The organism is Lysinibacillus sp. K60 (assembly GCF_019731275.1).
GTDB lineage: Bacteria > Bacillota > Bacilli > Bacillales_A > Planococcaceae > Lysinibacillus > Lysinibacillus capsici.
Genome location: NZ_JAASJR010000004.1, coordinates 105,525 through 131,659 on the forward strand (window position 1 = coordinate 105,525; position 26,135 = coordinate 131,659).

Annotated in this window: 26 protein-coding genes and 1 other annotated feature; of the genes, 7 read left to right on the top strand and 19 right to left on the bottom strand. The window is 38.3% G+C overall.

What is annotated here, in order from left to right; translation table 11 throughout:
- Positions 1 to 6: 6 nt before the first annotated feature.
- Genes polX through zapA form a run of 3 tightly spaced genes read right to left on the bottom strand, consistent with a single transcriptional unit; the run spans position 7 to position 2,580 of the window.
- Positions 7 to 1,716: a DNA polymerase/3'-5' exonuclease PolX gene (polX, locus tag HCH28_RS10855; protein ID WP_221680949.1), complete on the bottom strand. Its 1,710-nt coding sequence runs from the start codon at positions 1,714 to 1,716 to the stop codon at positions 7 to 9.
- Between the two features lie 58 nt (positions 1,717 to 1,774).
- The gene (locus tag HCH28_RS10860) at positions 1,775 to 2,314 is read right to left on the bottom strand and encodes a CvpA family protein (RefSeq protein WP_004226395.1); all 540 of its coding nucleotides are present in this window, start codon (positions 2,312 to 2,314) and stop codon (positions 1,775 to 1,777) included.
- 5 nt (positions 2,315 to 2,319) lie between these two features.
- A complete protein-coding gene (gene zapA, locus HCH28_RS10865) occupies positions 2,320 to 2,580 on the bottom strand; it encodes a cell division protein ZapA (RefSeq protein ID WP_016991554.1) in 261 nt (86 codons plus the stop codon).
- A 135-nt stretch (positions 2,581 to 2,715) separates the two neighbouring features.
- Between zapA and rnhC the strand changes: the two genes are divergently transcribed.
- Positions 2,716 to 3,639, top strand: a complete 924-nt coding sequence (rnhC, locus tag HCH28_RS10870; protein ID WP_221680950.1) for a ribonuclease HIII — start codon at positions 2,716 to 2,718, stop codon at positions 3,637 to 3,639.
- Positions 3,640 to 3,883: 244 nt separating this feature from the next.
- Here rnhC and HCH28_RS10875 read toward each other — a convergent pair whose 3' ends face one another.
- From HCH28_RS10875 to HCH28_RS10890, 4 genes are all read right to left on the bottom strand, one after another.
- Positions 3,884 to 4,822 (bottom strand): nuclease-related domain-containing protein, encoded by a 939-nt coding sequence (locus tag HCH28_RS10875; protein WP_221680951.1) that lies wholly within the window; start codon positions 4,820 to 4,822, stop codon positions 3,884 to 3,886.
- A 342-nt stretch (positions 4,823 to 5,164) separates the two neighbouring features.
- Entirely contained in the window at positions 5,165 to 7,582 is a 2,418-nt protein-coding gene (pheT, locus tag HCH28_RS10880; RefSeq protein WP_221680952.1) for a phenylalanine--tRNA ligase subunit beta, read from the bottom strand.
- 12 nt (positions 7,583 to 7,594) lie between these two features.
- Positions 7,595 to 8,632 (bottom strand): phenylalanine--tRNA ligase subunit alpha, encoded by a 1,038-nt coding sequence (gene pheS, locus HCH28_RS10885; protein ID WP_004226385.1) that lies wholly within the window; start codon positions 8,630 to 8,632, stop codon positions 7,595 to 7,597.
- Between the two features lie 59 nt (positions 8,633 to 8,691).
- Positions 8,692 to 8,932: a binding site (T-box leader), on the bottom strand.
- A 90-nt stretch (positions 8,933 to 9,022) separates the two neighbouring features.
- Positions 9,023 to 9,787: a TrmH family RNA methyltransferase gene (locus tag HCH28_RS10890; RefSeq protein WP_221680953.1), complete on the bottom strand. Its 765-nt coding sequence runs from the start codon at positions 9,785 to 9,787 to the stop codon at positions 9,023 to 9,025.
- Positions 9,788 to 9,960: 173 nt separating this feature from the next.
- On the opposite strand from HCH28_RS10890, the gene HCH28_RS10895 reads away from it, so the two are divergent.
- The gene (locus tag HCH28_RS10895) at positions 9,961 to 10,356 is read left to right on the top strand and encodes a (deoxy)nucleoside triphosphate pyrophosphohydrolase (RefSeq protein WP_221680954.1); all 396 of its coding nucleotides are present in this window, start codon (positions 9,961 to 9,963) and stop codon (positions 10,354 to 10,356) included.
- Positions 10,357 to 10,363: 7 nt separating this feature from the next.
- Here the strand turns inward: HCH28_RS10895 and HCH28_RS10900 are convergent, their stop codons facing one another.
- From HCH28_RS10900 to HCH28_RS10910, 3 genes are all read right to left on the bottom strand, one after another.
- Positions 10,364 to 11,341: a sensor domain-containing diguanylate cyclase gene (locus tag HCH28_RS10900; protein WP_221680955.1), complete on the bottom strand. Its 978-nt coding sequence runs from the start codon at positions 11,339 to 11,341 to the stop codon at positions 10,364 to 10,366.
- A gap of 24 nt (positions 11,342 to 11,365) precedes the next feature.
- Positions 11,366 to 12,157, bottom strand: a complete 792-nt coding sequence (locus HCH28_RS10905) for an alpha/beta fold hydrolase (RefSeq protein ID WP_221680956.1) — start codon at positions 12,155 to 12,157, stop codon at positions 11,366 to 11,368.
- A 125-nt stretch (positions 12,158 to 12,282) separates the two neighbouring features.
- Positions 12,283 to 13,632 carry an FAD-binding oxidoreductase gene (locus HCH28_RS10910; RefSeq protein ID WP_221680957.1) on the bottom strand — a complete coding sequence of 450 codons (1,350 nt, stop codon included), beginning with the start codon at positions 13,630 to 13,632 and terminating at the stop codon, positions 12,283 to 12,285.
- A gap of 152 nt (positions 13,633 to 13,784) precedes the next feature.
- On the opposite strand from HCH28_RS10910, the gene HCH28_RS10915 reads away from it, so the two are divergent.
- The 3 genes from HCH28_RS10915 to HCH28_RS10925 all read left to right on the top strand — a co-directional run bounded on the left by HCH28_RS10915 (position 13,785) and on the right by HCH28_RS10925 (position 15,694).
- Complete coding sequence (locus HCH28_RS10915; protein ID WP_221680958.1) at positions 13,785 to 15,194, top strand: glycoside hydrolase family 18 protein; 1,410 nt, start codon at positions 13,785 to 13,787, stop codon at positions 15,192 to 15,194.
- A 131-nt stretch (positions 15,195 to 15,325) separates the two neighbouring features.
- On the top strand, positions 15,326 to 15,490 hold the full coding sequence (locus tag HCH28_RS10920) for a YfhD family protein (protein ID WP_004226371.1): 165 nt from the start codon (positions 15,326 to 15,328) through the stop codon (positions 15,488 to 15,490).
- Between the two features lie 12 nt (positions 15,491 to 15,502).
- Positions 15,503 to 15,694 carry an H-type small acid-soluble spore protein gene (locus HCH28_RS10925; RefSeq protein WP_004226369.1) on the top strand — a complete coding sequence of 64 codons (192 nt, stop codon included), beginning with the start codon at positions 15,503 to 15,505 and terminating at the stop codon, positions 15,692 to 15,694.
- A 44-nt stretch (positions 15,695 to 15,738) separates the two neighbouring features.
- Here the strand turns inward: HCH28_RS10925 and HCH28_RS10930 are convergent, their stop codons facing one another.
- On the bottom strand, positions 15,739 to 17,883 hold the full coding sequence (locus tag HCH28_RS10930) for a bifunctional diguanylate cyclase/phosphodiesterase (RefSeq protein ID WP_257520338.1): 2,145 nt from the start codon (positions 17,881 to 17,883) through the stop codon (positions 15,739 to 15,741).
- Between the two features lie 198 nt (positions 17,884 to 18,081).
- On the bottom strand, positions 18,082 to 18,609 hold the full coding sequence (locus tag HCH28_RS10935) for an RNA polymerase sigma factor (RefSeq protein ID WP_221680959.1): 528 nt from the start codon (positions 18,607 to 18,609) through the stop codon (positions 18,082 to 18,084).
- A gap of 238 nt (positions 18,610 to 18,847) precedes the next feature.
- On the opposite strand from HCH28_RS10935, the gene sspI reads away from it, so the two are divergent.
- Positions 18,848 to 19,057, top strand: a complete 210-nt coding sequence (gene sspI / locus HCH28_RS10940) for a small acid-soluble spore protein SspI (protein WP_004226361.1) — start codon at positions 18,848 to 18,850, stop codon at positions 19,055 to 19,057.
- 78 nt (positions 19,058 to 19,135) lie between these two features.
- On the top strand, positions 19,136 to 20,515 hold the full coding sequence (locus tag HCH28_RS10945; RefSeq protein WP_221680960.1) for an FAD-binding oxidoreductase: 1,380 nt from the start codon (positions 19,136 to 19,138) through the stop codon (positions 20,513 to 20,515).
- A gap of 47 nt (positions 20,516 to 20,562) precedes the next feature.
- Here the strand turns inward: HCH28_RS10945 and HCH28_RS10950 are convergent, their stop codons facing one another.
- From HCH28_RS10950 to HCH28_RS10980, 7 genes are read right to left on the bottom strand one after another with little or no spacing between them, the layout of a single operon-like run.
- The gene (locus HCH28_RS10950; RefSeq protein ID WP_221680961.1) at positions 20,563 to 21,072 is read right to left on the bottom strand and encodes a GNAT family N-acetyltransferase; all 510 of its coding nucleotides are present in this window, start codon (positions 21,070 to 21,072) and stop codon (positions 20,563 to 20,565) included.
- 15 nt (positions 21,073 to 21,087) lie between these two features.
- The gene (locus tag HCH28_RS10955; RefSeq protein ID WP_221680962.1) at positions 21,088 to 21,801 is read right to left on the bottom strand and encodes an amino acid ABC transporter permease; all 714 of its coding nucleotides are present in this window, start codon (positions 21,799 to 21,801) and stop codon (positions 21,088 to 21,090) included.
- A 12-nt stretch (positions 21,802 to 21,813) separates the two neighbouring features.
- Positions 21,814 to 22,518 carry an amino acid ABC transporter permease gene (locus tag HCH28_RS10960; protein ID WP_221680963.1) on the bottom strand — a complete coding sequence of 235 codons (705 nt, stop codon included), beginning with the start codon at positions 22,516 to 22,518 and terminating at the stop codon, positions 21,814 to 21,816.
- Between the two features lie 24 nt (positions 22,519 to 22,542).
- A complete protein-coding gene (locus tag HCH28_RS10965; RefSeq protein WP_048393633.1) occupies positions 22,543 to 23,367 on the bottom strand; it encodes a transporter substrate-binding domain-containing protein in 825 nt (274 codons plus the stop codon).
- 18 nt (positions 23,368 to 23,385) lie between these two features.
- On the bottom strand, positions 23,386 to 23,664 hold the full coding sequence (locus HCH28_RS10970; RefSeq protein ID WP_221680964.1) for a glutaredoxin family protein: 279 nt from the start codon (positions 23,662 to 23,664) through the stop codon (positions 23,386 to 23,388).
- A 13-nt stretch (positions 23,665 to 23,677) separates the two neighbouring features.
- Entirely contained in the window at positions 23,678 to 24,691 is a 1,014-nt protein-coding gene (locus HCH28_RS10975) for an LLM class flavin-dependent oxidoreductase (protein WP_221680965.1), read from the bottom strand.
- 45 nt (positions 24,692 to 24,736) lie between these two features.
- Positions 24,737 to 26,065, bottom strand: a complete 1,329-nt coding sequence (locus HCH28_RS10980; protein ID WP_221680966.1) for an LLM class flavin-dependent oxidoreductase — start codon at positions 26,063 to 26,065, stop codon at positions 24,737 to 24,739.
- Positions 26,066 to 26,135: the final 70 nt, after the last annotated feature.

A 26,135-nucleotide genomic window follows, 5' to 3' on the forward strand; every position in this document is an offset into this window, starting at 1 on the left:
CTCAGCCTATTTATTTCTTCGTATGAACGCTTCAAACTGTTCACGCGTCCATGTATTCACAATCATATCTTTCGGTAACCATGCTCTATTTGCATAGCGAACCCCAATATCCATAAAACGTAAATGCGCAATATCATGTGCATCTGTATTGATGGCTACTGGCACACCTGCAGCGCATGCCATTTCTAAATGTTCTACACATAAATCGAGACGATACGGATTTGCATTTAACTCTAAAATTTTACCATATTCCTTTGCCCAGGCAATTAACTGTTTCATATCAGGATTATAACCATCGCGATCTTCAATAATTCGACCAGTCGGATGGGCAATCATATGAACATAGGGATTTTGCATAGCAGTTAGTAAACGTGCCATAATTTTATCTTGTGATTGTGTAAAACTAGAATGAATGGAAGCAATAACAAAATCGAGCTCTTTTAACACCTGATCTTCGAAATCAAGGGAGCCGTCTGGTAAAATATCCATCTCCGTCCCTTTAAACAAATGAAAATCTGGATGTGCTGCATTAAACGCCTCAATTTCTCCACGTTGCTTTTCTAAACGCTCTGGCGTTAATCCATTTGCTACTTTTAGGAATTGCGAATGGTCTGTAATAACGCTATATTGATAGCCCCGTGCTAGTAACGCCTCGCCCATTTCTGCAACAGAGTATGCACCATCCGACCATGTTGTATGCATATGCAAATCAGCTTTAATATCCTCTAGTCGAACTAAGTTATGAATTATGTTTGTTTTGTCAAATTCTGCTGTTCCTGTCCGTAAGCTTGGCGGAATCCAAGGTAGATCAAAATGAGCGAAAAATGCTGCCTCGTCTTGAAACGTAAAAACGGTACCATCTTCCTGTTCCACACCATATTCACTTATTTTTTCACCACGGGCTTTGGCAATTTGCCGCATACGAACATTATGATCTTTTGAACCTGTGAAATGGTGCAGCGCAGTCGCATACTCATTGTCCTTCACTAAACGGAAATCAACGCTAACGGGCTCATCTAAGTCTAAAATCACTGAAATTTTAGTATCCCCTGCTGCCACTACTTCTTGAATGGCTAAGCTATTTAACAACTTTTCGCGTACTTCCTCAACTGCTTCTGTCACAACAATAAAATCAATATCTTTGCTAGTTTCTAACGCGCGACGGAAGCTGCCAGCAACTGAAAAACGTTCTACTTCCTTCATACTACCTAGAAGCGCCTCTATTTGTAAAACCACAGGCTCAAGCTGCCAAATTGGTAGTCGTTCTGAACGATTTGCTAAATTGGCTAGCTCCTTTAAAATTTTCTCCTCAGATTTCACAGCAAATCCAGCTAATTCACGTACTTTCCCAGCTTCACAAGCTGCCTTTAAGCTTTCGGCAGAGTCAATACCAAGCTCTTGGTGAAGTTTCGCTATTTTTTTTCCTCCTAAGCCAGGTAATTTTAGCAATGGCAGTAACCCTTTAGGTACAATCTCTTCTAACTCCTTTAGCAAACTCGATTCACCTGTTGCCATTAAGTCCTCTATTACAGCCGCAGTACCCTTGCCAATTCCTTTGAGTTTTGTTACATCATCCATTTCGCTTAATGAACGCTCGTCCCCCTCTAGTGCTGCCGCTGCCTTTCGAAAGGCTGATACCTTGAATGGATTTTCTCCCTGTAGTTCCATATATAAAGCAATTTTTTCGAGTGTGCGAATAATTGTTTTTTTATTCATTGGTAATTCCTCCTATCGTAAAAACACTTCCCTCAAGACAGAGAGAAGTGCACAGTTACTATTGCATATAAATATACCACCAGTTTTGGAACATCTTTGTAATAATTGGTGTATGCTCCAACATGAGACCACTTAACAATGACTTCGACATTAAATTTTGTATGGCATCTACTGGTAATAAGGCGCACACATATAGCAAAATAAACATAATTAAATAGTTTTCAATCATGCCAAGTAACGCCCCAAGCCAACGATTCACTGTATTTAGCACAGGCAAATACGCGATAAAATCAAATATCGATGCCACGATTTGCAACGTTATTTTTACTGCAAAGAAAATAACAGCAAAGGCAATTACCCGATAAAAGGTACGGTCTAAATCTAGACTATCAATGACAACGCCAAGGCTACCTGTGTCAGTTACGCCTGGATATGGAACCCAAAATACAAATTTTTGTGCTAATGGCTTATAATAAATATACGCAACAATTAGGGCTACTACAAAGCTGACAATATGCATCATCTGTACAATAAAACCTCGTTTTGCACCGACGCCTATACCAGCTAACAGTACCACTAATATGATTAAATCTAACATTTTCTTCAACCCTTTAACTTTTTCAATTCTTCTTCTAACTGCTCCATTCGTTCTTTTAATAGTAAATAATCATGAACTGTATTTACTGCTGTCAGAACAGCAAGTTTTGTGCTATCAAGTGAGGGATTATGTACGTTCATCTCGCGCATACGGTCATCAACAATCGAAGCAACAAGTCGCATATGGCCAATGGATTCAGAGCCGACCATTTTATATGTATGACCATATATTTCAACAGAAATTTTATTCTTTTCTTGTTTTTCCATAGTCGCACCCTCCTATAAATTCGATGCACACACGATTTTAGAGGCTTGTGAGCACCATCACACAAAAAAGCTATTTATTATCATACCATGAAAGGTATAAAATTGTGAACAACGAGGACAGAAAGGAACGATTAAATGGCAAATATTGTGCTTTCCATTTCAACAAATATTCAAAAAGAGGTGATGGCTTACTATGCAACGCACTTTATAGAACGAAAGGCTCCTGGTGTCATATTTGCTGCAAAACTACCAGATACAGCCATAACTATGTATAAATCAGGCAAATTAATGTTCCAGGGGGGCGGTGCTGAACGCGAGGCAGCACGTTGGGGAACTGTTGAAAAAACCGCTACTCCACTCTCCACTATTGGAGCAAAAGGGGATGTACTGCCTAACAATTTCGCAACCATGTCTGTCTTAGGCTCAGACGAAACAGGCACAGGTGATTATTTTGGTCCAATCACAGTAGCAGCAGTGTATGTGCCTACTTCCAAAATCGACCTCATGAATGAGCTTGGTGTAAAAGATTCAAAAATGCTAACAGATGACTATATGAGGAAAATTGCACCTGATTTGCGTGCAGCCTGTGTCCATAGTGTTCTCGTCTTACGTAACGAGAAATATAACAACTTACAAGGAAAAGGCTATTCGCAAGGTAAAATGAAAGCTATGATGCATAACAAGGCACTACAAAACACGCTATCAAAAATGGCACCTGAAAAACCTGAATTTATTTTAATCGACCAATTTGCTGAACGTGGTGTCTATTACAATTATTTAAAAAATGAACGTGAACTTGTACAAGAAAATGTCTACTTTTCTACTAAAGCAGAACAATTACATGTAGCTGTGGCTACAGCATCTATTTTAGCTCGTGCTGCCTTTTTAAAGGAGATGGACCGTTTGAGTGACATTACAGGGCTTACATTAATGAAGGGTGCCTCTAACAAAGTAGATGTGCAAGCAGCCCGAATCTGGCGTAATCAAGGCGAAGAATTTCTACGCTCCATCACAAAATGGCATTTCGCCAACACTGATAAAGCACGAAATATGAAGTAAATCATACTATTGGTTGCTTAAAAAAGCTTTTTGGGGGTTCCTGATGAGCGTGAGACGCATTAGGAACCTTTTTGAGCGCTTTCCTACTTGGGGGAGCGCTTCAGTCATCTTTTAGAGCGCTTTTCTACTTGGGATGAGCGCTTCAGGCACCTTTTGGAGCGGTTTCCTACTTGGGATGAGCGCTTCAGGCACCTTTTGGAGCGGGTCTCCAATTAGATAACCGCTTCTAGTATTTTTATAAAGGTCATAAAAAAATTTGATAATCTCTTGATCTTTTTAATCCCGAATCCCGATAACAACTTGCCATTAACATTCTTTTTATTGTATGGCGATTGTTTAACTGTAAAAAATGCTGGGCTTGTGCATTCGTAATTTTTTTATTGATGAGCATCCCATAATCTTGCAGAGCAGATAAATGTGCCTTTTTACTCGAATAATGACAGCTGGAACAGGTCCATTTCATCTTAACCCAATGCATCTGTCCAAATTCGCATTTTGGACAGATCACGCCTGTTTGAATCGCATCCACCTCTATCCCAAAGTAACGACTTAGTGGAAACACCTCATATGGTTTGTTGTGTTGCACAAGTAGTGCACTAATATATTGATAATCTATAGTTTTTGGCTTCATTGGACGTTGTTGCAAAAAGCTCGTTAACTCTCTTCCCATCAATACTGGAAATAATCCATCCTCATAATTGATTCGTGCATTATTAAAAGGAAAAACAATGATACCGTTGACAGGTACTTCAATGTGATGTTGCTTGAAAAATCCCTTTAAATTATATACATATTCCTCGAGCTGCACTTCAGGATGATGAAATACACGCTGTTCACCTGTTTCAAGAGTCCGAATCATTTGACGTGGTCGATTTTTTAATTCAACTTCTCCTCGAATATTCTTACTTTCAATAATTATTACTTCATATTGTGTTATCACCACAACATCTAACTGTAATGAGTATGAATGCTGAAAAGTGATATTATGTAAAACTTGAAAGTTTTTCGTAAAAGTTAATTTCTCCAGTTGTTTCATAATAAATTTTTCACCGTATTCGCCTGCTTCAGCCTGTAATAACTCCCTCTTCATTTGATCAAGAGATGGATGATTTGGTATGAGTCTTCTAACTAAAGCTCGCAAACCTAATGTCATTTTCGCTTCCTCATATGGTTTAATAAACATTTCATCACTCCTTTTTTAATGACTATAGCAAGGAAAATTATCCATTCCTAGACTATTTACGAAACTATTTATTTGATCAACTTTGCTGCTCTATATTTAGTTTTTTAATAATTTTTGTGAATATCTTTCAGTCTATATTTTTAGTAGATTCGATTCTGATGGAACTGTCTAATCTCTAGTGAGTGTATTATTCCTTTTATATTTCCTCACATTCTCTTTTGAGCAACTTCACCACTTTTCAGATCATCTCTCATTTGAGCAGATTCTTCACCTTTTAGATCATCATCTTCACCATTTTCAAACAAAAAAAGACTGCCTCGTAAGACAGTCTTTTTTCATATATTAGCGTACTTCTGTGCCTGCAATCGTAGCAATGGCTTTTAACACTTTGTTATGTGCGGCCACTACTTCTTCGTCTGTTAAAGTACGTTCTGGATCAAAGTATGTGAGTGAGAAGGCAACCGATTTTTTACCTGGTTCCATTTTCTCCCCTTCGTAAACATCGAATACGCGGATATCTTTTAATAGTTTCACACCCGCTGCGTCAATTGCTTCCATTACTTCGCCCGCTGTTGTTGTACGGTCCATAATAAGAGCGATATCACGAGACATAGCTGGGAAACGAGGCACTGGTGTGTAGGCAAGTGGTGCTTCTTGTGCTGTTGCATTTAGTAGCGCCACTAAATTCATCTCCAATACATACGTGTCTTTTACACCCCATGCTTTTTGCTCTGCTGGGTGAAGTCCACCGATGATGCCGACTTGCTTGCCATCTAATAAAATGCTAGCCGTACGACCTGGATGTAAGCCATCCACTTGTGATTTCACAAATGTCATGCGATTTTCTAAGCCAAGTTTGCCAATGACACCTTCGACGATACCTTTTAGCACAAAGAAATCTACAGCTTTTTTCTCACCTTGCCAAGCATGGTCTAGCCATTTGCCAGTTAATACTGCTGCCACATGCTCTTCCTCATAAGGTTGCCCCTCATCTGATTGACCAAGGAACACGGAACCAATTTCATATAAAGCCACGCCTTCAGCTTGACGTGCAACATTATACGCAGCTGCTTCGATTAAATGTGGAATAAGGCTTTGACGTAATGTAGAACGTTCCTCACTCATTGGCATAAGCAAGCGAGTTACCGGCTCTGCTTTCAAAGCAAAACGTTGCGACAATGCATCCGACGTTAACGAATAAGTTACCGCTTGATACAGGCCAGCCCCTTCCATGTAATGACGAACAACACGGCGATTTGCTTGATAAGGTGATAAATTACCTACTTGTGTTGCACCCTCTGGTAATGTCATTGGGATTTCATCATAACCATAAAGACGAGCAATTTCCTCCACGATATCCTCTTCAATTTTAATATCTTGGCGACGTGTGGGTGCATCAATAATTAATAAACCATTTGCTGCCTCTACACCAAATTTTAAACGCTCTAAAATAGAAAGCATATCTTCTAATGCAATCTTCATACCTAAACGTTCATTAATAAAATCTGGGGAAACGACTACTCGCGCTGGTGTTTTATCTAACTCATCTACTAAACATGTACCTTCTAATACTTCGCCTCCAGCTAATTCAGCAAGTAGAGCAGCAGCACGTTCAGCAGCTGGTAAGACACGATTTGGGTCTACCCCTTTTTCGAAACGAGCCGATGCATCTGAACGTAGGCCAAGATGACGAGACGTTTGACGCACTGTTAAACCATCAAAATAGGCTGACTCAATGACAACAGTCGTAGTTGAATCTGTTACCTCTGAATTAGCACCACCCATTACACCAGCAATAGCTACTGGCTCTTTGCCATTTGTAATGACTAAATCTGAAGCTTTTAATGTACGTTCTTGGTCATCTAATGTTGTAATTTTTTCACCTTCTGTTGCTTTACGAACAACGATTTCACCTGTTGCTAGGCTATCATAGTCAAAAGCATGTAGAGGTTGACCATATTCCATTAATACATAGTTCGTTACATCTACAACATTATTGTGTGGACGTACTCCCGCAGCCATTAAACGATTTTGAAGCCATATTGGTGATTCACCGACTTTTACGTTTTTCACAACTTTTGCCACATACATAGGATTTGCTTGTAAATCTTCCACATGAAGCTTTAGGTAATCCTGTGCTTTTTCACCAGCAATTTGGTAGGAAATTTTTGGATATTGAATTTCCTCTGAAAGAATGGCACCTACTTCATAAGCTACACCTAGCATTGAAAGAGCGTCAGAGCGATTAGGTGTTAGGCCTAACTCTAGCACTGTATCGCGTAAGCCTAAAATCGCAAGTGCATCTGAACCTACTTCTGCCTCCGCTGGCAGTACGTAGATACCCTCTGAATAAGCCTTAGGAACAAGTTTCCCTTCAATTCCAAGCTCTTGTAAGGAACAAATCATTCCGTTCGATTCATGACCGCGAAGTTTTGCTTTTTTAATTTTAATGCCACCTGGTAAATGTGCACCTGGACGAGCAACTATGACTTTTTGACCAGCATCAACATTCGGTGCACCACAAATTATTTGTTGTGGTTCTACTTCTCCAACATCAACTTGACAAATATTTAACTTATCAGCCTCTGGATGTTTCTCCTTAGAAACTACGTAACCAACTACAACTTTATCCATAGCATTAGCACGATCAATTACTGCATCTACTTCGATCCCAGAGCGTGTAATTTTTTCTGCTAATAGCTCAGGTGCTAAGTCCTGCGTATTGATATAATCTTTTAACCATTCTAATGATACTAACATGTTTTATCCCCCTTACGCTTCTGTTCGCTCGAATTGTGATAAGAAGCGAGTGTCACTTGTATAGAAATGACGAATATCGTCAACACCATATTTCAACATCGCAATACGTTCTGCACCAATACCAAATGCAAATCCTGAAACTTTCTTTGGATCATAGCCAGCCATTTCTAATACGTTTGGATGCACCATACCAGCTCCTAGAATCTCAATCCAGCCAGTGCCCTTACATACGTTACAGCCAGCTCCACCACATTTGAAACAAGAGATATCCATCTCTACTGATGGCTCAGTAAATGGGAAGAAGCTCGGACGTAGTCGAATTTCGCGGTCTGCACCAAACATTTTTTTCGCTAAAGTATCTAATGTTCCTTTAAGGTCACTCATGCGAATATTTTCGCCAATGACTAAACCTTCAATTTGCATAAACTGATGTGAATGTGTTGCATCATCATTATCACGTCGGAATACTTTACCAGGACAAATTATGCGAATCGATTCACCTTTTTTGGCTTCCATCGTACGAGCCTGTACTGGTGAAGTATGGGTACGTAATAATATTTCCTCGGAAATATAGAACGAATCTTGCATATCACGAGCTGGATGTCCTTTTGGTAAATTTAGTGCTTCAAAGTTATAGTAATCCTTCTCCACTTCTGGACCTTCAGCAATTTCATAGCCCATTCCAATAAATAAATCTTCAATTTCTTCAATGACACGTGTTAAAGGGTGACGGTTCCCCACTTTAATTTCACGACCTGGTAAAGTGACATCAATCGACTCACTCGCTAATTTTTCAGCAATGGCTGCCTCTTCCAACACGGTAATCTTTGTTTCTAATACTGCCGTTACATTTTCACGGACATTATTCACTAAAGCACCCATTTTCGGACGTTCTTCAGCTGATAATTTCCCCATCCCTTTTAGTAAATCAGTAATAGGTCCTTTTTTTCCTAAATACGCAACACGTACTTCATTCAATTCTTTTAAATTTGCAGCTGCTTCAATTTTAGCAAGTGCTTCTTGCTCTAATTGTTTTAATTGCTCTTCCATGTTAAAACCTCCTCAGAAAATAAATGCCTGCTTTTTAGACATAAAAAAACTCGCCCCTAAAAAGGGACGAGGACATTTTCGCGGTACCACCCTAGTTATTGCAAAGCAAAGCCTTACAATCACTTCATTGACATAACGACTTGAGAAAGCCGGCTTACCTTTACAGCATGACACTGGTCCCGGTAGCTGCTCGCGGGCTGAATTCAAAACTGCATTGAAACGGCGTTGGCTCTCAATCTCTGGCCTACGCTCCCTGTCGTCCATTCGCAATCTTTACTACTTCCCGGTCAAAGCATTTATTATTTAAACTTACATTTTAGAATAAATTATACAATATGGGGCTGTAGCAAATCAAGAGACAACTGCCTCAATCCCACAATGATCAATTTATTACTTGGCAAAGCCATATAAAACAATGCCTGTGGCTACTGCTACGTTTAATGATTCAGCCTGTCCAAAAAGAGGAATAATCATATTTTGATCTGTCTTCGCTAATAACTGAGGCTGAATGCCACTTCCTTCGTTCCCCATGATAATCGCAAATGCACCCGTATGCTGAATATCACTATACGGCACCGCTTCCTCATCTAATGCAGTACCAAATACTGGTACACCTTGATCCTGTAATATATCTATCCATTCTGCTAAATCTCCACGCACTACCGGAATATGGAAGTGGGAGCCTTGAGCCGCACGTAGTGTTTTAGGATTATAAAGGTCGGCACAGCCTTTTCCTAAAATTACAGCATCTAAACCTGCAGCATCTGCTGTACGAATCATTGTTCCAATGTTACCAGGATCTTGGACAGCATCAATTAATAACACTTTTCGCCAAGTAGTCATCACATTATCCTCTAAGACGGGCTGTTTACATACAGCAAAAACACCTTGGGAAGTTTCTGTCTCCGCGAATTCCTTCGCTACCGCAGTCGATACCTCTACAATATCTACATCATCGATTGGCCATAACATTGGCAAATCTATACCTTCACGCACTATAATTTGTAATACTTGCTTTTTATTTTTTAATGCTTCTTCAACAAGATGAAAGCCCTCTACTAGGAATTCACCCGAACGTTCACGCTCTTTTCTTGTAGTCGCTAACTTTTTCCAATATTTCACTAACGCATTTTGCGTAGATTCAATTCTCTTCATCGCTACCTCTTACCGCCTTTTTCCTATATATTGACCACTATTATACCCTACGAAATGGCAAATTTCATAGCTAAGTAAGAAAACTGTTATTTTCCTGTGGTGGCAAGTGGCGTACAACTTAAACATGCTATAATCATACACATAATAATGAAGACACAAAGTGGGGTATATAAATGAAAAAAACAATACATGTAGTAGGGGCTATTATTGAAAATGAGCAACAAGAAATTTTCTGTGCTTTAAGAAATCCCCAAATGGTTTTAGCAAATTATTGGGAATTCCCTGGTGGTAAAATAGAGCGGGGCGAAACACCAAAACAGGCCCTTTATCGAGAAATTCTTGAGGAATTTAACTGTAAGATTCAAGTAGGTAAACAAGTGGCTGTAACGCTTCATGAATACGAACAATTTTTCGTTCATTTAGAAACATACAAAGCTTCAATTATAAAAGGCACACCCCAAATTTTAGAACATGCTGAAGCAAGATGGGTTCCCCGCAACCAATTGCTTGATCTCCCATTTGCTCCAGCAGATCTTCCTTCTATTCAAAAATTAATAGCCGAATTGTAAAAGCTATTCACTTTATCTCATGAAAATGAGTCACTTTGTTTCGTCCATGCTCTTTCGATTCATACAATGCTTCATCTGCTTTTTTTATCAATGTCGTCTCTGTATCTTCTGAAGTTACTGTGGCAATTCCCATACTGATCGTAAGACTGCCTGTTGGCCAACGATCCTGCTCCACGGTGTGTCTAATTTTTTCGCCGATTTCTTTTGCCTCAGGTATCTCGATCTCTGGTAAGATGATAATAAACTCCTCCCCACCATAACGAGCGACGATATCTTCTAGACGTACTTGTATTTGTAATAGTTGTGCCAATTGAACGAGGACATCGTCTCCAACTTGATGACCATATGTATCATTGACCTTTTTGAAATGATCGATATCTAAAATGCATAACGAAAACGATTTTGCTGTCTCATGAAAACGATTAAAATGTTGTTCGAGTTGTTCCTGGAAAAATCTCCTGTTTTTCAAGCCAGTCAGTTTATCAGTCATTGATAATTCTACTAAAGCAGTATTCATTTCCAATAATTTCGCCTGCTGATGTTCTATTTCTACATGAATTTGCTCCAAATTAGCTAATGCACGATCCTTTTCTTGATAGGCAGCCTCAAGTAGTTTTTTGGCTGATCGTAATTCTTGTTCATAATCTATACGCTTTTTCATCTTTACTAAAATGCAATCAATTCGCTCTACCATATCCTCTTTGTACAATTTAGCATTCATTAAAAACGGAACCGACATCCCGTCCTTCTGTTTGAAATGAATGAATAATTCCTCTACTTGTCCCTCTAGATTAATCATAGGATAAAAATAAGAGTGAAAAATCATCTTATTGGGCGTAGATAGAAGAATTTCTAGATGCATATGTAATAATTCCTCTTGCTCATAGCCGATCCAATCTAGCAGGGTTTGATTGATTTCTAAAATAAGCCCTTCATGTGTGATGGAAAGAAATCCACATGGAGCATTGTTAAGTCGTTTTTCCATTGTTGATAATCCTTTCATTTTTCCCTACAAAAAATCTGCAATACATTGTATCGTTTCATTTGGGTGACTAATATGTGGATAATGACCTTTTGCTTCCATTAATTGTAACGTACTATTTTTGAGATGATGATGCAAATAATCTCCAACACCAATTGGCACAATACTATCTTCCGAGCATTGGATAATTAACGAAGGAACGGAGACCTTTGATAATTCACTACGATGATCAGATAAAAATGTGACCTCAGCAAATTCTTTTGCAATGATAGGGTCTGCTGCTATAAAGGTTTGCTTCAGTTCCTGTGTTAATGCTGGCTGTTCAGGATTACTCATTGCAATTGGTGCCATATAGCTGGCCCAACCTGTAAAGTTCATTTCCATCATGTCTAATAACTCCGCTATATCACTTCGCTCAAAACCCCCTCGATAACCATCATCATTTAAATAACACGGAGAAGGACCAATCATAATCAATTTCTTAAAATAGTCAGGGTGCTGGATAGATGCGAGCAGTCCTATCATGGCACTAATGGAATGCCCGACAAAAATACTATTTTGTAATGATAGCGTTTCAATAATGTCCAATACATCTTGGACATAGCCCTGTAACGATTGATATTTTTCTGATGAATAGGCATTTGTATCTGAGTTACCTGAGCCTACATAATCGAATAATATAATCTGATATTTGTCCATAAATGCAGGCGTAATGAAACGCCACATATTTTGATCACAGCCAAATCCATGTGCAAAAATAAGCGGTTGGTCTCCTTGTCCGAGTATTGTTACATTATTACGAACAACAACATTTTCCATTCCGATCAATCCTTTTAGAAATATATGTAATAGTTTTATTGTGACCCCTTATACAGTATTTATCAAGCTAAAACGTGAAAATCAAAAAGGAGCAGGAGTGCCGCTTCACCTGCCCCATTCTCCAGCTACAACCACTTCCTAATAGGTGGGATACTCTGCTGAAATTGAAATATATTATACGGATCATATTTTGTTTTCACTTCACGAAGCCTTCTAAAATTGCGTCCGTAATAGGCTGTATGCCAGTCCTGAATATATCGATCTGGAAAATTCACATAATCACCAGCCGTATAAGGTGATAAAGCTCGACGTAAATTTTCTACCCACTTAATATTTTGTTCTTCCTCTTTCGGGTTTTCCCAGGAAGTATTATATTCTTGAGCTATTATCGCATTGCGATAGTAATAGGCTGTATGCTGGGGAGCAATTTCACCTACTGCTCCTCTTAAAGACTGTTGCCATATTGTTGTAGTTGAATTAGGTGCATGGGCTAAAAATTCTTTCATTCTTTGAATCGCCTTATATGGAAACGGTCTCTCCAAAAATGACCCGGATCTTTTTCGAAAGGCAGGCTGATTGCCGCTTGGTAAATCAAAAAATTCTATTGCCTTGCTATATGGCACTTCCTTTATCCAAATACTTGTTGGCATGCCTGTTTTTCTAAGAGGGCGAAGCAATTTCTTTAATTCAGCTGCTGTTCCTATAAACTCACCTTGTGCGACTAGTTCACCTACTTCCTTTGTTTTTAGCTCAATCTGTGAAGTTAGACGCTTATCTGTATAGGGGGCCCATTTTTGCCATGCATCAAAGGCCACTTCAAAGTCATCCCATCCCCATGTAATAGAAAAGAGTGATACTTTATTAATCGCATGAAGCTTGAATGTCAAAGAAGTGACTATACCAAAATTGCCTCCTCCTCCACCACGACTTGCCCAAAACAGATCATGATGTTGTTGCTTATTCGCTCTGATTACCTGAGCACCCTCATGTTCACTAGCAACCACCGTTTCGATTTCAATTAGATTGTCACAAGTTAATCCAAACGGTCGTGATAGCATCCCTATCCCCCCTCCAAGGGTCAAACCGACCACCCCAACACTACTTTCTGTACCAGCAGGAATGGTAACACCTTGCTCCCATAATGTACGGTATACGATTCCCATATTAGCTCCAGCATCAATTCTAGCCGTCATTTCTGAGAGATTTACTGAAATATCATTCATATCACTTACATCAATGACAAGCCCTTTATTTACTAAAGAAAAATTTTCATAGCTATGACGACCACTTCGAATTCTGAAAGGCTCGTTGTTTTCTCTAGCCCATTTTAAGGCATTAACCACATCTTTCGTTTCTTGACAAAACACAATGACACTCGGATATTTTGGATTATTTAGATTATTATTCGTTCTCGCTTGTTCATAATCCGAATCTTCCGGCGTGACGATTCTTCCTGTGAGCTTCGCCTTTTTCAACATCAAGCCCCTTTCTCACAATGATACTTATCCTATGCAACTCATTGAGAAAGAATTTGACTTTTCAACTATTTTACTGGACTCACACTAAAATACTCTTTTTCACACTTGAAACATATGATGCACTAATAACAACGTGTTGGAGGTGTTCTATGCTTATCCATGTGGTAAGTGCTGGCGAAACACTGTGGCAAATCGCTAATCGTTATGCTGTACCCGTTCAATCGATTAGCCAATTAAATGCATTAGCTACTCCTGATCAATTAGCCATCGGACAATCACTGGTTATCCCTTCTCCTTATACAATTTATACGGTTCAAAAAGGAGATACGTTATGGTCCATCGCACAGAAATTTAGCGTTCCCTTGCAATCTATCATAATAGAAAACCATCTAACGAATCCCGATCTATTAACACCTGGAACGAAATTAATTATTCCACCCATTGTTCATAACGTGCAGCCAGGAGAAACTTTATGGCAAATAGCACATCGCTATGGTACGACCGTTCAAGCCATTGCAGTAAAAAATAATCTAAACAATCCCAATATGCTTTATGTCGGTTCACAATTGATGATCCCAAGAAAATTACCGATGATTGAAGTCAATGCTTATTCCTACCAACCTTCAGAAGAAGCTGTAGACTCCATTAATGCTATTGGTCATCTACTAACTTATTTTAGTCCTTTTGCTTATAAGATGAAGGAAGATGGGACATTACAGCCCATTAATGATGAAAATATGATAGCGGCAGCAAAGGCTAAACATATTATCCCGATGTTAACGCTCACTAATTTTACTTCTACAGAAGAAGGCTCTAATTTAGCACATGTCGTCTTGTCCAATGCAGAGTTACGTAAAAAGGTCATGAATAATGTGTTACAGGTGATGCAAGATAAAGGTTATCAAGTATTAAATATTGATTTTGAAAATGTTTTACCTGCTGATCGCGAAAATTTCAATGCCTTTATTCAATTGGCTGTGGATACCCTTCATCCAAAAGGCTATTTAGTTTCAACAGCGCTCGCACCTAAAACAAGTGCTTCACAAACTGGGACATTATATGAAGCGCATGATTACGAAGCACATGGGAGAATAGCAGATTTTGTTGTATTAATGACATATGAATGGGGCTATCGTCTTGGCCCTCCACAAGCCATTTCCCCCATTAATGAAATGCGAAGAGTCGTGGAATATGCTTTAACCGAAATACCAGCTGATAAAATCTTATTGGGTTTTGAATTGTATGCGCGTGATTGGCTCTTACCTCATGTCAAAGGCCAAGAAGCCGAAACATTTAGCCCGCAGGAAGCGCTCAATAGGGCCATCAAGTACGGGGCAACAATTCAGTATGATCCAACGGCACAATCTCCTTTTTATCGATATGTTGATGAGCAAGGAAGGCAGCACGAGGTATGGTTTGAAGATGCGAGAAGTGCACAAGCCAAATTCGACATGACTAAACATTACAACTTACGTGGCATTAGCTATTGGGCATTAGGATTCCCGTTTCCTCAAAATTGGGTTTTATTAAACGATAATTTTTCTGTTAAAAAATCTTAATACTCATTATTGTTCGCAATAAACAAAGAGCTATGCGAATTATTCCTTGTGAAGTGCGATCTGTGCTGACGGGATAAAAAGTTCATTTCAAAGCCATATTAATTTATATCAACAGGAAAGGAGCAACTCACATGGGAAGAGACAATAAACAAGGTCAAAGCAATAATAAAGGCTCATTACCTCAAACGCCGAAAAACCAAAAGATTGCACCAAATAAGGTGAGTGAGGAATTTTCTCAAGAGTTTATGGAGCTAATTAATACAGTCACACAAAATAAGAATAAGCAGAAAAAATAAGGGGGGCTTCAGTTGGATTTTCAGCGTGCTCAAGAAATTGTCGCCTCACCTTTAGAATTTGAAGTGAGCTATAATGGCGTTTCCATCTGGATCGATCAGCTCCACGATGATGAAAAAACAGCGACAGTTCACCTACGCCGTTCTTTAGAAGAGCGATCTGAAGTAGCTATATCCGAATTAAAAGAAGAATATCTCGTTCACTAAACAGCAAGAACCTGCTTACTCAATAGTAATAAGCAGGTTCTTTTTTAAATAATATAATCTTCAATATATTGAAGTTGTGTTAATACTTCCTCCACACGATGATGTAAATCTTTATAGGTTTCGGTAATTTGCTGAGGGGATATTGGCTTACTGAATAGATAGCCCTGAATATAATCACAGCCACCATCTATTAGAAAAGATAATTGCTCCACTTCTTCAATGCCCTCTGCCACAACCTTCAAACGTAAATGTTTAGCCATCGAAATAATCATGGAAACAAGTGCTTCATCATTTGGATTATGTGGCACGTTTCTCACAAATGTTCGGTCAATTTTTAAACAATCAATTGGGAATTCCTTTAAATAAGAGAGAGAGGAATAGCCTGTTCCAAAATCATCTACAGCAATTTGGATACCTAATGCCTTTAACTCATGTAATAGCTGTGTCATTTGATCAATATTCATGGTCATACTTTCTGTAATTTCTAATTGTAAAAATGACGGATCTAAATTGGTACGTTGTAAAATATCTTGTACCATTTCTACTAAATCCTGTTGAAATAACTGGCCAAGTGATAAATTTACTGCCACTTTCATTGGAGGTAAGCCTTGTTTCTCCCATGCTTTCGCTTGTGTGCATGCGGTTTCTAAAATCCATTTACCTAGCGGGATAATAAGGCCACATTCTTCAGCAATAGGAATAAAGACATCAGGTGGAACAAAGCCCCGCGTTGGATGACGCCAGCGTACCAAAGCTTCGACCGATTCGATGGTACCTGTCTTTAAGTTGACCTGTGGTTGATAGTCTAAATAAAATTCATTATTGGCTAACGCATTATGTAAGTCTTGCTCTAACAATATTCGATCTGCAATACCTTTAGACATATACGGTTTATAAAAAAGAAATCTTTGAGGTATTTGTCTAGCCTCTCGCATCGCTAACTGTGCATGCATTAATAGCTCTTCACCAGTCCATTGCTCCTCATAGAGAGCAATCCCAATATTTAGACTGCCATTTAATGAAAATAATTGGACCTGTAAAGGATCTGTCATGGCACTTTTAAGATTTAAGCAAAATTGCAGTAGTTCCTCAATCGTCTTTACATGGTCAATATAAATAACAAATTGTCCCTCACGCAGTTTAGTTGCAAAATAATGTGGAGGTACAATCGATTGAATTCGTTCTGCAACAAGTTTCATCATTGTATTAGAGTTACTTATACCAATGGACGAACGAATTGCCGCAAAGCGATCAATTTCTATGGCAATGATAGCCTTTTGCGCTTTATGTTCATGTAAATTTTCTTTTAACGTCTTTAGTAGTAAATGTTCATTTGGCAACAATGTAATATCATCATGATAAGCTTGAAATCGAAGTTCCTGTTGAGATTGTTCAAGATCCTTTTTAATTTTCAACAGCTGCTGAAATGGTTTTTCCACAGACGTATAATAAATCGCCTTTAGGAAAAAATAGAATGCTAAAAACTGATAGATCAGTGCTGAGAAATCCCATATTGCATTTTGATCTTGACTAACAATAAAGAAGATATCACTCACAATGAGAGAAATAGCTGCGCTAATGAGCCACATGGAACGCTTCGGTAATTTTTTTACATATGTACTAACAATAGCAATGGTTAAAATTTGAAGAATAATAGCAATTAGATGTACCATATTATCAATCGTATCTAACCAATTTTCAGGCAATATTTTGGGCGAATTATAAGCCAGAAAAACGCTTCCTAGAACGAAAAGCATCGAACAACCATATGTCAGTATCCGATGATTCATGGTTAATCGCTTTTTAGGGTTTAAAATAATAAGTATAAATCCAATGGCTAAGTACAAACGCATTAATATATGTAGAGGCTCGTTCATAAAGTTCCATTCTCTAGATTGGCTAAAAAACAAGCTAATTAATTCTAATAAGGCAATAATGAAAAACATGTTTCCTATGTATAAAGTTTGATTGGATAATAAGTGTGAAAATACTAAATAGGATTGGATCGCAATTGCCATTGTAAAAACGATGATTAATACTTGTATCACCAGTTTTATATCTTGATACATGTTACCTTGGAAAACACCATATATTTGATTGCTAAAGCTCAGTAATGGTATGACAAGTAATAAGGGTAATACCATGTACCAAATCTCTTTTTTCTCTATCTGATTAAACCATCTCTCCACTCCAAACCCTCCATACTACTATATAAACATTCACTAGGAAATTTTATCTATCTATATCGATTATTTAAATTTGAATTGTATATTTCTTTGACTTCTTACAAATCATAACACTTTTATCGGAATTTGTATGCACCTATATGAAGTATGCTAATATTCATTTTATTTCAATATTAGCATACTTTTGATATTTTTAGTTCTTTATTCCACCCTGAAAAGTTGCTGTTTCAATCTCTGGATGATTCTACCTCTTCTTTTTTTAATAGCAACAGCGGATAAGCCTAATGCATTAGCTATTTCTTGATCACTGTAACCTTCTGCATAATAAAGTAGTAATATTTCTCTTTCTATCTGCTTAAGCTGAGACAACTTAATCTCAAGTAAGCTAGGATTTTTTTGATTGTCCCAACCCTCCAAGTCATTAAGAATAAAATTGAGTGTTTCACCATCAACAACCGTTATTCGCTCTGTATAGTTTTTTTCCCTTGATAATTCATTTAGAATCTCACCTTTTATCGAAGAATAAAGATAAGCAGAAAATTGTCCCTTTGCTGGATCTGCTTTTAGCCATGCCCTCCATACAGCAATAGAAGCGATATGACGATAGTAATCAAAATCCTTGTAAATATGGAGCTGCGTGAAAATGGCTGTAATCATTGGTTGCACTGCCTCTAAAATTTCTTCAAAAGATTGTGTTAATGAAAGCTTGTGATCGTTGCGAATAGACATACCACTCTTCCTGTCAACTGTGCACAGTTCAATATTCCTAGGTAACACAATCTTAGACTGTCATGTTGCTTGAGAGCTAATGCCCATTTTCAGCATTTCAGCGCGCAGAAAGAATAAAATGCCTGGCATATTTAGTCATAATTCCCCCAAAGGTATTGCAAAAATTATCTATTTTCTTTGGTATTTCATACATATTTAAACGTTAGTTGGACAAATTACTACTAAGGAGGCGATATAGATGAATTTTCAAATAAGAGATGCAATTACAGCGAATGTACATGGTCAATCAGCCGCAGAATTTAAAGACATTGTGGAAGATGCTATTAATCGTGGAGAAGAGCATTTACTACCAGGGCTTGGGGTGTTTTTTGAAAAATGGTGGAAGCAATCCAGTCCATCAGAACAAGATGAATTTGTTCAAAAATTAGAAAAAGTATTTGCTAACTGATTTTTAATGAACTGTGCATTCCATTTCCAATAAATGCGTGATAAAGTTTTACTTATCAGAAAATTTGGAGGGATTGGAATGACTGTTGCAGTAGAATTACTTGTCAATCAACTCAAACAGGTTTTATTAGAAGAACAAGTGTCAACAAACGAAACGGTACGACAGCTACATGGAAAGGATGAATCTCATCATATGATGAGATTACCTGATATCGTTGTCTTTCCCCGTTCCACAGCTGATGTCAGTGCCATCTTAAAAATTGCACATGCACAACGTGTACCAGTTGTACCATTCGGTGTTGGCTCCAGCTTAGAAGGAAACGCGATTCCTATTGCACATGGTATTTCTATTGATTTCTCTGAAATGAATACGATATTAGAAGTTCGACCTGATGACCTTCTAGTAAAAGTTCAGCCTGGCGTCACACGCTCTCAGCTGAATAAGGAGTTAAAAAAACACGGTCTACAATTCACAGTGGATCCAGGTGCAGATGCAACACTAGGTGGCATGGCTGCAACGAATGCTAGTGGTACGACTGCTGTGCGTTACGGTGTTATGCGTGATCAGGTTCGTGATTTAGAGGTTGTCCTTGCAGATGGCTCTGTCATCCATACAGGTAATTTAGCCGCGAAATCCTCTTCTGGTTATCATTTAAATGGTCTATTTGTCGGCTCTGAAGGAACACTTGGCTGCTTTACGGAGTTAACGTTAAAAGTGTATGGTATACCTGAATTTGTGACAGCGGGGCGAGCTGTTTTTGACACAGTCGGAGATGCTGTGAGTGCTGTTACCGCCTTATTACAGGCTGGTAGTTCAATTGGTCGAGTGGAATTGGTCGATGAATCCTCTATGAAGCAGGCCAATGTCTATAACGATACATCCTTTAGCGAAAAACCAACATTGTTTTTAGAATTCCACGGAAACGAAGCGGGTATGCATGCGGACATCGCATTCGCTACAGAAATTTTTGAGGACTACAGCTGTCTATCCGTCGAATTCGAACAAGATAATGCTGCTCGTAACAAGCTTTGGGAAGCACGACATTCTTTAGCCTATGCATATATTCATGCTTATCCTGGTAAGAAGCTCATGTCAACGGATGTCTGTGTACCAATCTCTGTGCTTGCCGAAACCATTTTATATGCACGAGAACAGCTTGATCATGTTGGACTCGCAGGTGGGCTTGTGGGCCATGTGGGCGATGGAAATTTCCATGCACTTTTAATGTTAAATCCAAATGACGCCGAAGAGCAGGCAAAAGCGGATCGCTTCAATGAACAAATCGTGCAATATGCATTACTTCGAGGTGGCACATGTACAGGCGAGCATGGTGTTGGCATTGGCAAAATGAAATACCAAGCCACTGAGCACGGTACCTCTTTAGTCGTCATGAAAAGCATAAAAGCAGCACTTGATCCACTTAACATTATGAATCCAGGAAAGATTTTCACTCTATAATTAACATTAAAACCCGCTGATTGACTAGAATATCAGCGGGTTTATCATTATAAATCATAACGGAAACTCTTAACTAATATATCTCCCTTGTAAAATTCTTTCGACTCATCTCGCACAAAACCTAATGATAAGTAAAGATTAATGGCAGCCTGCATCATATCACCTGAGTGTAAATAAAGTGCCTGATCCTGTCTCTTTCTTGCAAAGGCAAAGCTTTCATTTAATAATTTCTTAGCAACCCCTTGCCCTCTTCCTTTTGGATGCACACCTAATAAGCGCACAATCGTCGATTGAATATTTAGCTCTGGCAGGTCATACGCTTTCCCTGCATCCGTAAATAGTTGTAATCCACCTAATATATCATCTCCGCGTTTCGCAATTAGAATTGTTTCTGCATTCGGATTACCAACCGAAGCACGGATATCACTTAAATATGATTGCCAGTGCTCTTCTTCATAGTCCTTTTCATATTGCGCATAGCTCTCAACTAAAACTTCAAGATAGCTTGCATAATCTTCCTCTTGTAAATGTTCAATCACAATGTTCGCTACTGTCATTCTAATTTCCCCTTTCTATGATGAAAAACCGCCTTTACTATAGGCTGTTACTCTTTTTTCAATACGGTGTGAAATCCATTCTACTATGATTGAAATTCCCCAATAAATAAGACCAACAGCAATAAATGACTCTAAAAACTTTAAGTTCATGGAAGCAATAATATTTGCCACACCGGTCAATTCTTTAATGGATAGGAAAAATGCTAATGATGTAGCATGTAAAAAACCGATAAAAACATTCGTCAAGTTAGGAATAGATTGCCCAAATGCTTGTGGTAAAATATAACGTCGCATTGCTTGAGGAAATGTTAATCCAATCGCATATGCTGCTTCTAGTTGTCCTTTAGGTACAGCTAATATCCCTGAACGAATAATTTCTGAGGCATAAGCCCCTGCACTAAGTGTTAAGGCTAGTATGACAAAAAATAAAATAGGAATAGAATTTGATTGTATCTTTAAATGAAGCAAATTAGCTACACTATCAACTAGCATTGGCAAGCCAAAATAAACGAGCATGATATGCATAATGATAGGTGTTCCTCTGAAAAATGAAACATAAAAATTTAGTACACATGAGACTATTTTTATCTGTTGAATGCGCACGAAAGCTACAATTATGCCAATAACGATTCCTAATAAAACAGGTGTAATAGTCATGAATAAGGTTAACGGTATTACTTTACTAATTTCTCGTAATGCTTCTACTATAAAAGCGATATCAATGGTCATAGCATATTCCCCCTATTGTGAAGCAAGCTCCTTTGGCATATAGCGATTAAAATAGCGTTCATTAAATTTAAATACTTTTTCAAGGATTATCACGATGACATAGTAAACAATTGACAAAGCTACATAGATTTCAAACGCTCGTGTCGTAGAAGCAATCAAGGTTTCTCCCCTCCCCACCATATCCATTACACCGATGGAGAATGCTAACGATGTATCTTTTAATGAACTAATCATTGTATTTGCTATATTTGGAAAAGCAACACGTATTGCCTGTGGAAAAACAATTCGCATAAAAGCCTGTGATCCACTTAAGCCTACTGAATAGGCCGCCTCCATTTGACCCCGATCAACGGTTAAAATTGCTGCACGAAATATTTCGGCAAAGGCTGCCGCATTGCTGAATGTGTACGTAATAATAACAAAATACATCGAATCCATTCTTGTCACATCAATATGAATGAGCTTTAACAATGCAGGAATGCCGTAAAATACTAAGAACAACTGCACTAAAATGGGTGTGCCACGAATAAAGGATATATAGAATGTAATAATTTGCTTCAATATCGGTATGTGAAGTAGCTTTGGTATGGCTAGCACAATCCCAAGCATCATACCAAAAAGTATGGAGAATACTAGAATCTCGAAAGTTATGGGTAAATACTGAAGCAATGTTGGAATGACTTGCGCAATTAGCACGACATCAAAGTTATTTTCCATACTGCCATCTTCCTTTCCTGTTCATTAGAAGTCTACTGTATAATCATCACCCAACCACTTTTTACTAAGCTCACTCACTACCCCCTCATTCTTTAATTCAACGATCGCTTCATCTAAGCGCTCCTGTAACTTCACTTCATCTTTATTGAGTAAAAAGTAGACCTTTGAATTTAATAATGCATCACCTACAACCTTTTGCTGTGCCTCATTGCTTTCGTTATAGTATCGAACAGCAAACGGTGTGGTAATAATAGCATCAATTCGTCCCGTGGCTAGTTGATTGTTAACATCAACGGAGCCAGAAGAATAAACGATATTTGCTCCTAAATTATGCTCTTTATTATATTTTTCAATAAAAACAGCTGAGTTACTTGTTGGTGAGACACTCACATTTTTCCCTTTTAAATCCTCAATGGATTGAATGGCATTATTTTTCTCGTTGACTGTCACCTTTAATGGGAATACATTATACGGCTCTTTATTAAATAAAAATTTCTCCTCGCGCTCACTATTAACTTCCATTTGATGGGCAATAAAATCTATTTTTCTTGTTTCTAAACTTAGTAATAAATTGGAGAATTCCATTGTTTTAAATTCAAACTCATACTCTGGTAGCTTCTCATCAATTGCACGAACAAGCTCTACATCATAACCAGTTAAATTTCCCTTGTCATCTAAAAAACAGATGTTTGGAAACTGAGTTCCCGTACCAACTATAATTTTTTGAACATCCTTGCCGCTCTGTGCTGTTTTTTGAGCACTTGCGTCACCAACTGTTTTTTCTGAGTTTGCACATGCTGTTAATAGCGCTGCTAGCACAAGTAGCAAATAAAATGATATTTTTTTCATAAAATTCCTCTCCTTCTGTTATGCATATGAGGGTAGATTCACAGCAAGTGCCTTCTGTAGATGCTCTAAACCAATTGCTGTTACAGCTCTATAGATACCTGTTTCACTTGACCCGATTTCTACAACAGGCACATGTCGAACACCATACTTTATATCGAGGATGTCTCTGAATATATCATTAGACGTGACATCAACTGTTTTGTAGGAAATATGTCGTTCTTGTAGATATGTTTTTATTTCCTCGCAATAACTACAACCTTGCTTCGACCAAATGATTATATCTAAATTTTTTTTCATAATCATGACCTCCTTAGATTACCTTCACCTTTTGTTGTAACTGCAAATGGACAGGACTTAAAAGCTCAAACGAACGTTGACGTTCAAATTCCTTCAAGATGGGCGTATGCAAAATAAATTCATCGATTTGGAATCGTACATGGTAGTTATCTAAAATGGCTTTAATTTCTTCTGCCGTACCGTATAAAATATCAGCCTCATACTGTTCCACTGTATATTCCTCTCCAGATTCCTGACCAAATTTCTCTGCTAGCTCTACTGATTGTAGCGTCAGGCTTCTGCCACTTGCTAAATGCACCTTTGTAATTTTTTGATCTCCTATTAGTTTTTTCGCTTCCTCTTTACTTGGAGCAGCAAGTGCAGCAATAGAAAGCGCAAAAGTACCGTTTGGATGATGACTGCGATAGGTTGAAGCCGCTTGCACCAATACATCATTATCACTATTAATAAATCGAGCAAAGACAAATGCAATGCCGAGTTTTCCTGCAAGAGCAGCACTTTCAGGGCTAGCGCCAAGTAAAAATAATGTTGGCTTTGTCTTTGGAATTGGCGTTGCTTGTATGCCATATAATTCGTGCTCTTTTGGTATGGTTTGCTCAATTAATTGCTGTAAAAATATTAGTCTCTCTTCAAAATCTCCCCCTTGATTGAGTGTGCCATATTGTAAAGCCTTCGTGGAAAGTGGCAAGCCACCAGGGGCTTTACCGATGCCTAAATCTACACGTCCTGGCTCCAATGATGCTAGAACATGGAAATTTTCCGCTACTTTATAGGGGCTATAATGCTGTAGCATAACCCCTCCTGACCCAATTTGAATGGATTTGGTTTTGGCAAGTAAATAAGAAACTAATATTTCTGGAGAAGAGCCTGCTAATGACTCTGTATGATGATGCTCCGATACCCAAAAACGTGAATAGCCTAACTGCTCAGCTCTCTGTGCTAAGGCTACCGTTTTTTGTAATGTTTGTTCATTGCTTGCTCCTTCAATAATAGGGCTTTGATCTAATATGCCTAATGTATAACTCATACAATACCTCCTAATCTCTTTTATTCAAATGAATTTACTAGGTTTTTAGACAGACTGTTTAACATAGCGACTTTCCTTGAAGGGTAAACCTAAATTCCCACGCAAAGTATCTGCCTCATAATCTTTACGATATAGCCCTCTTGCTTGTAAAATTGGCACTACTTTATCAACAAAATCTTCAAGAGCACCAGGTACTGTCACGCCAATAATAAAACCATCTGCTGCTTCCTTTTCAAACCATTCTTGTACAAGATCTGCTACTTGCTCAGCTGTCCCAAAAAAGGCTGTTTTTGGTGTCGCCTCGCGTAAAGCGACTTGACGTAATGTCAGACCCTCCTGCTTAGCATAAAGTTTAATATAATGGGTTGTGCTTCTAAAGCTATTGGCTCCAATATCCCCTAGATCAGGAAACGGTGCATCCACATCGTATTGGGTAAAATCATGATGGTCGAAGTAACGTCCAAGATAAGCAAGAGCACGGTCTATGGAAACTAACTCAACAATTTCTTGATATTTCGCTTCTGCTTCCTCCACCGTATCGCCAATAATTGGTGATATACCTGGAAAAATCTTCACTTCTTCAGGATTTCGTCCAAATGTTGCCACCTCTTTTTTTACTCTCAAGTAAAATTTCTGTGCCTCTTCAATAGATGCCCCATGTGTAAAAATGGCATCTGCATCTTTTGCAGCTAATCGAATGCCTGCATCAGACGACCCAGCCTGGAAAATAACGGGCTGGCCTTGCTTTGTTCGACCAATATTGAGTGGTCCTTGGACTGAAAAATATCGCCCTTTATGATGTAATGTGTGTAATTTTTCTGGATCAAAAAATTGATCTTTGTTGACATCTGCAATAAACGCATCATCGTCCCACGAGTCCCATAAGCCTTTGACAACCTCTAAGTATTCTTCCGCGATTTGATAGCGTTCTGCATGGCTAGGATGTTGGTCAATTGTTTTGTTATAGTTCAAAGCAGTACTTTCTAATGGAGTCGTTACAACATTCCATCCAGCACGCCCAGCACTAAGATGATCTAATGAAGCGAATTGGCGTGCTACTGTAAATGGTTCGCTATAGGAAGTTGAGACTGTTCCAACTAACCCAATGTTTTTCGTCGCTACTGCTAAAGCCGATAAGATTGTAATAGGTTCAAATCGATTTAAAAAATGAGGGATGGATTTTTCGTTAATAAATAAACCATCCGCAATAAATGCTACATCAAATTTTCCCTGCTCTGCTTTCTGAGCCTGCTGAATATAGAAAGGTAAGCTTACACTTTGATTGCTCGCCACCTTTGGATGACGCCAACCAGAAATATTTCCTCCTACCCCATGAATAATTGCTCCAAATCGAATTTTATCCTGTCTAGCCATGTCAATTCCTCCTCAATTTTTATTTTACTAAACATAGTGGTTAAGTATGTTTTATTGGATTGAGAATGAT

Excerpts from the sequence above, each read along its gene's own strand:
- polX (WP_221680949.1), bottom strand. The coding sequence starts at position 1,716 with ATGAATAAAAAAACAATTATTCGCACACTCGAAAAAATTGCTTTATAT.
- HCH28_RS10860 (WP_004226395.1), bottom strand. The coding sequence starts at position 2,314 with ATGTTAGATTTAATCATATTAGTGGTACTGTTAGCTGGTATAGGCGTC.
- zapA (WP_016991554.1), bottom strand. The coding sequence starts at position 2,580 with ATGGAAAAACAAGAAAAGAATAAAATTTCTGTTGAAATATATGGTCAT.
- rnhC (WP_221680950.1), top strand. The coding sequence starts at position 2,716 with ATGGCAAATATTGTGCTTTCCATTTCAACAAATATTCAAAAAGAGGTG.
- HCH28_RS10875 (WP_221680951.1), bottom strand. The coding sequence starts at position 4,822 with ATGTTTATTAAACCATATGAGGAAGCGAAAATGACATTAGGTTTGCGA.
- pheT (WP_221680952.1), bottom strand. The coding sequence starts at position 7,582 with ATGTTAGTATCATTAGAATGGTTAAAAGATTATATCAATACGCAGGAC.
- pheS (WP_004226385.1), bottom strand. The coding sequence starts at position 8,632 with ATGGAAGAGCAATTAAAACAATTAGAGCAAGAAGCACTTGCTAAAATT.
- HCH28_RS10890 (WP_221680953.1), bottom strand. The coding sequence starts at position 9,787 with ATGAAGAGAATTGAATCTACGCAAAATGCGTTAGTGAAATATTGGAAA.
- HCH28_RS10895 (WP_221680954.1), top strand. The coding sequence starts at position 9,961 with ATGAAAAAAACAATACATGTAGTAGGGGCTATTATTGAAAATGAGCAA.
- HCH28_RS10900 (WP_221680955.1), bottom strand. The coding sequence starts at position 11,341 with ATGGAAAAACGACTTAACAATGCTCCATGTGGATTTCTTTCCATCACA.
- HCH28_RS10905 (WP_221680956.1), bottom strand. The coding sequence starts at position 12,157 with ATGGAAAATGTTGTTGTTCGTAATAATGTAACAATACTCGGACAAGGA.
- HCH28_RS10915 (WP_221680958.1), top strand. The coding sequence starts at position 13,785 with ATGCTTATCCATGTGGTAAGTGCTGGCGAAACACTGTGGCAAATCGCT.
- HCH28_RS10920 (WP_004226371.1), top strand. The coding sequence starts at position 15,326 with ATGGGAAGAGACAATAAACAAGGTCAAAGCAATAATAAAGGCTCATTA.
- HCH28_RS10935 (WP_221680959.1), bottom strand. The coding sequence starts at position 18,609 with ATGTCTATTCGCAACGATCACAAGCTTTCATTAACACAATCTTTTGAA.
- sspI (WP_004226361.1), top strand. The coding sequence starts at position 18,848 with ATGAATTTTCAAATAAGAGATGCAATTACAGCGAATGTACATGGTCAA.
- HCH28_RS10945 (WP_221680960.1), top strand. The coding sequence starts at position 19,136 with ATGACTGTTGCAGTAGAATTACTTGTCAATCAACTCAAACAGGTTTTA.
- HCH28_RS10950 (WP_221680961.1), bottom strand. The coding sequence starts at position 21,072 with ATGACAGTAGCGAACATTGTGATTGAACATTTACAAGAGGAAGATTAT.
- HCH28_RS10955 (WP_221680962.1), bottom strand. The coding sequence starts at position 21,801 with ATGACCATTGATATCGCTTTTATAGTAGAAGCATTACGAGAAATTAGT.
- HCH28_RS10960 (WP_221680963.1), bottom strand. The coding sequence starts at position 22,518 with ATGGAAAATAACTTTGATGTCGTGCTAATTGCGCAAGTCATTCCAACA.
- HCH28_RS10965 (WP_048393633.1), bottom strand. The coding sequence starts at position 23,367 with ATGAAAAAAATATCATTTTATTTGCTACTTGTGCTAGCAGCGCTATTA.
- HCH28_RS10970 (WP_221680964.1), bottom strand. The coding sequence starts at position 23,664 with ATGAAAAAAAATTTAGATATAATCATTTGGTCGAAGCAAGGTTGTAGT.
- HCH28_RS10975 (WP_221680965.1), bottom strand. The coding sequence starts at position 24,691 with ATGAGTTATACATTAGGCATATTAGATCAAAGCCCTATTATTGAAGGA.
- HCH28_RS10980 (WP_221680966.1), bottom strand. The coding sequence starts at position 26,065 with ATGGCTAGACAGGATAAAATTCGATTTGGAGCAATTATTCATGGGGTA.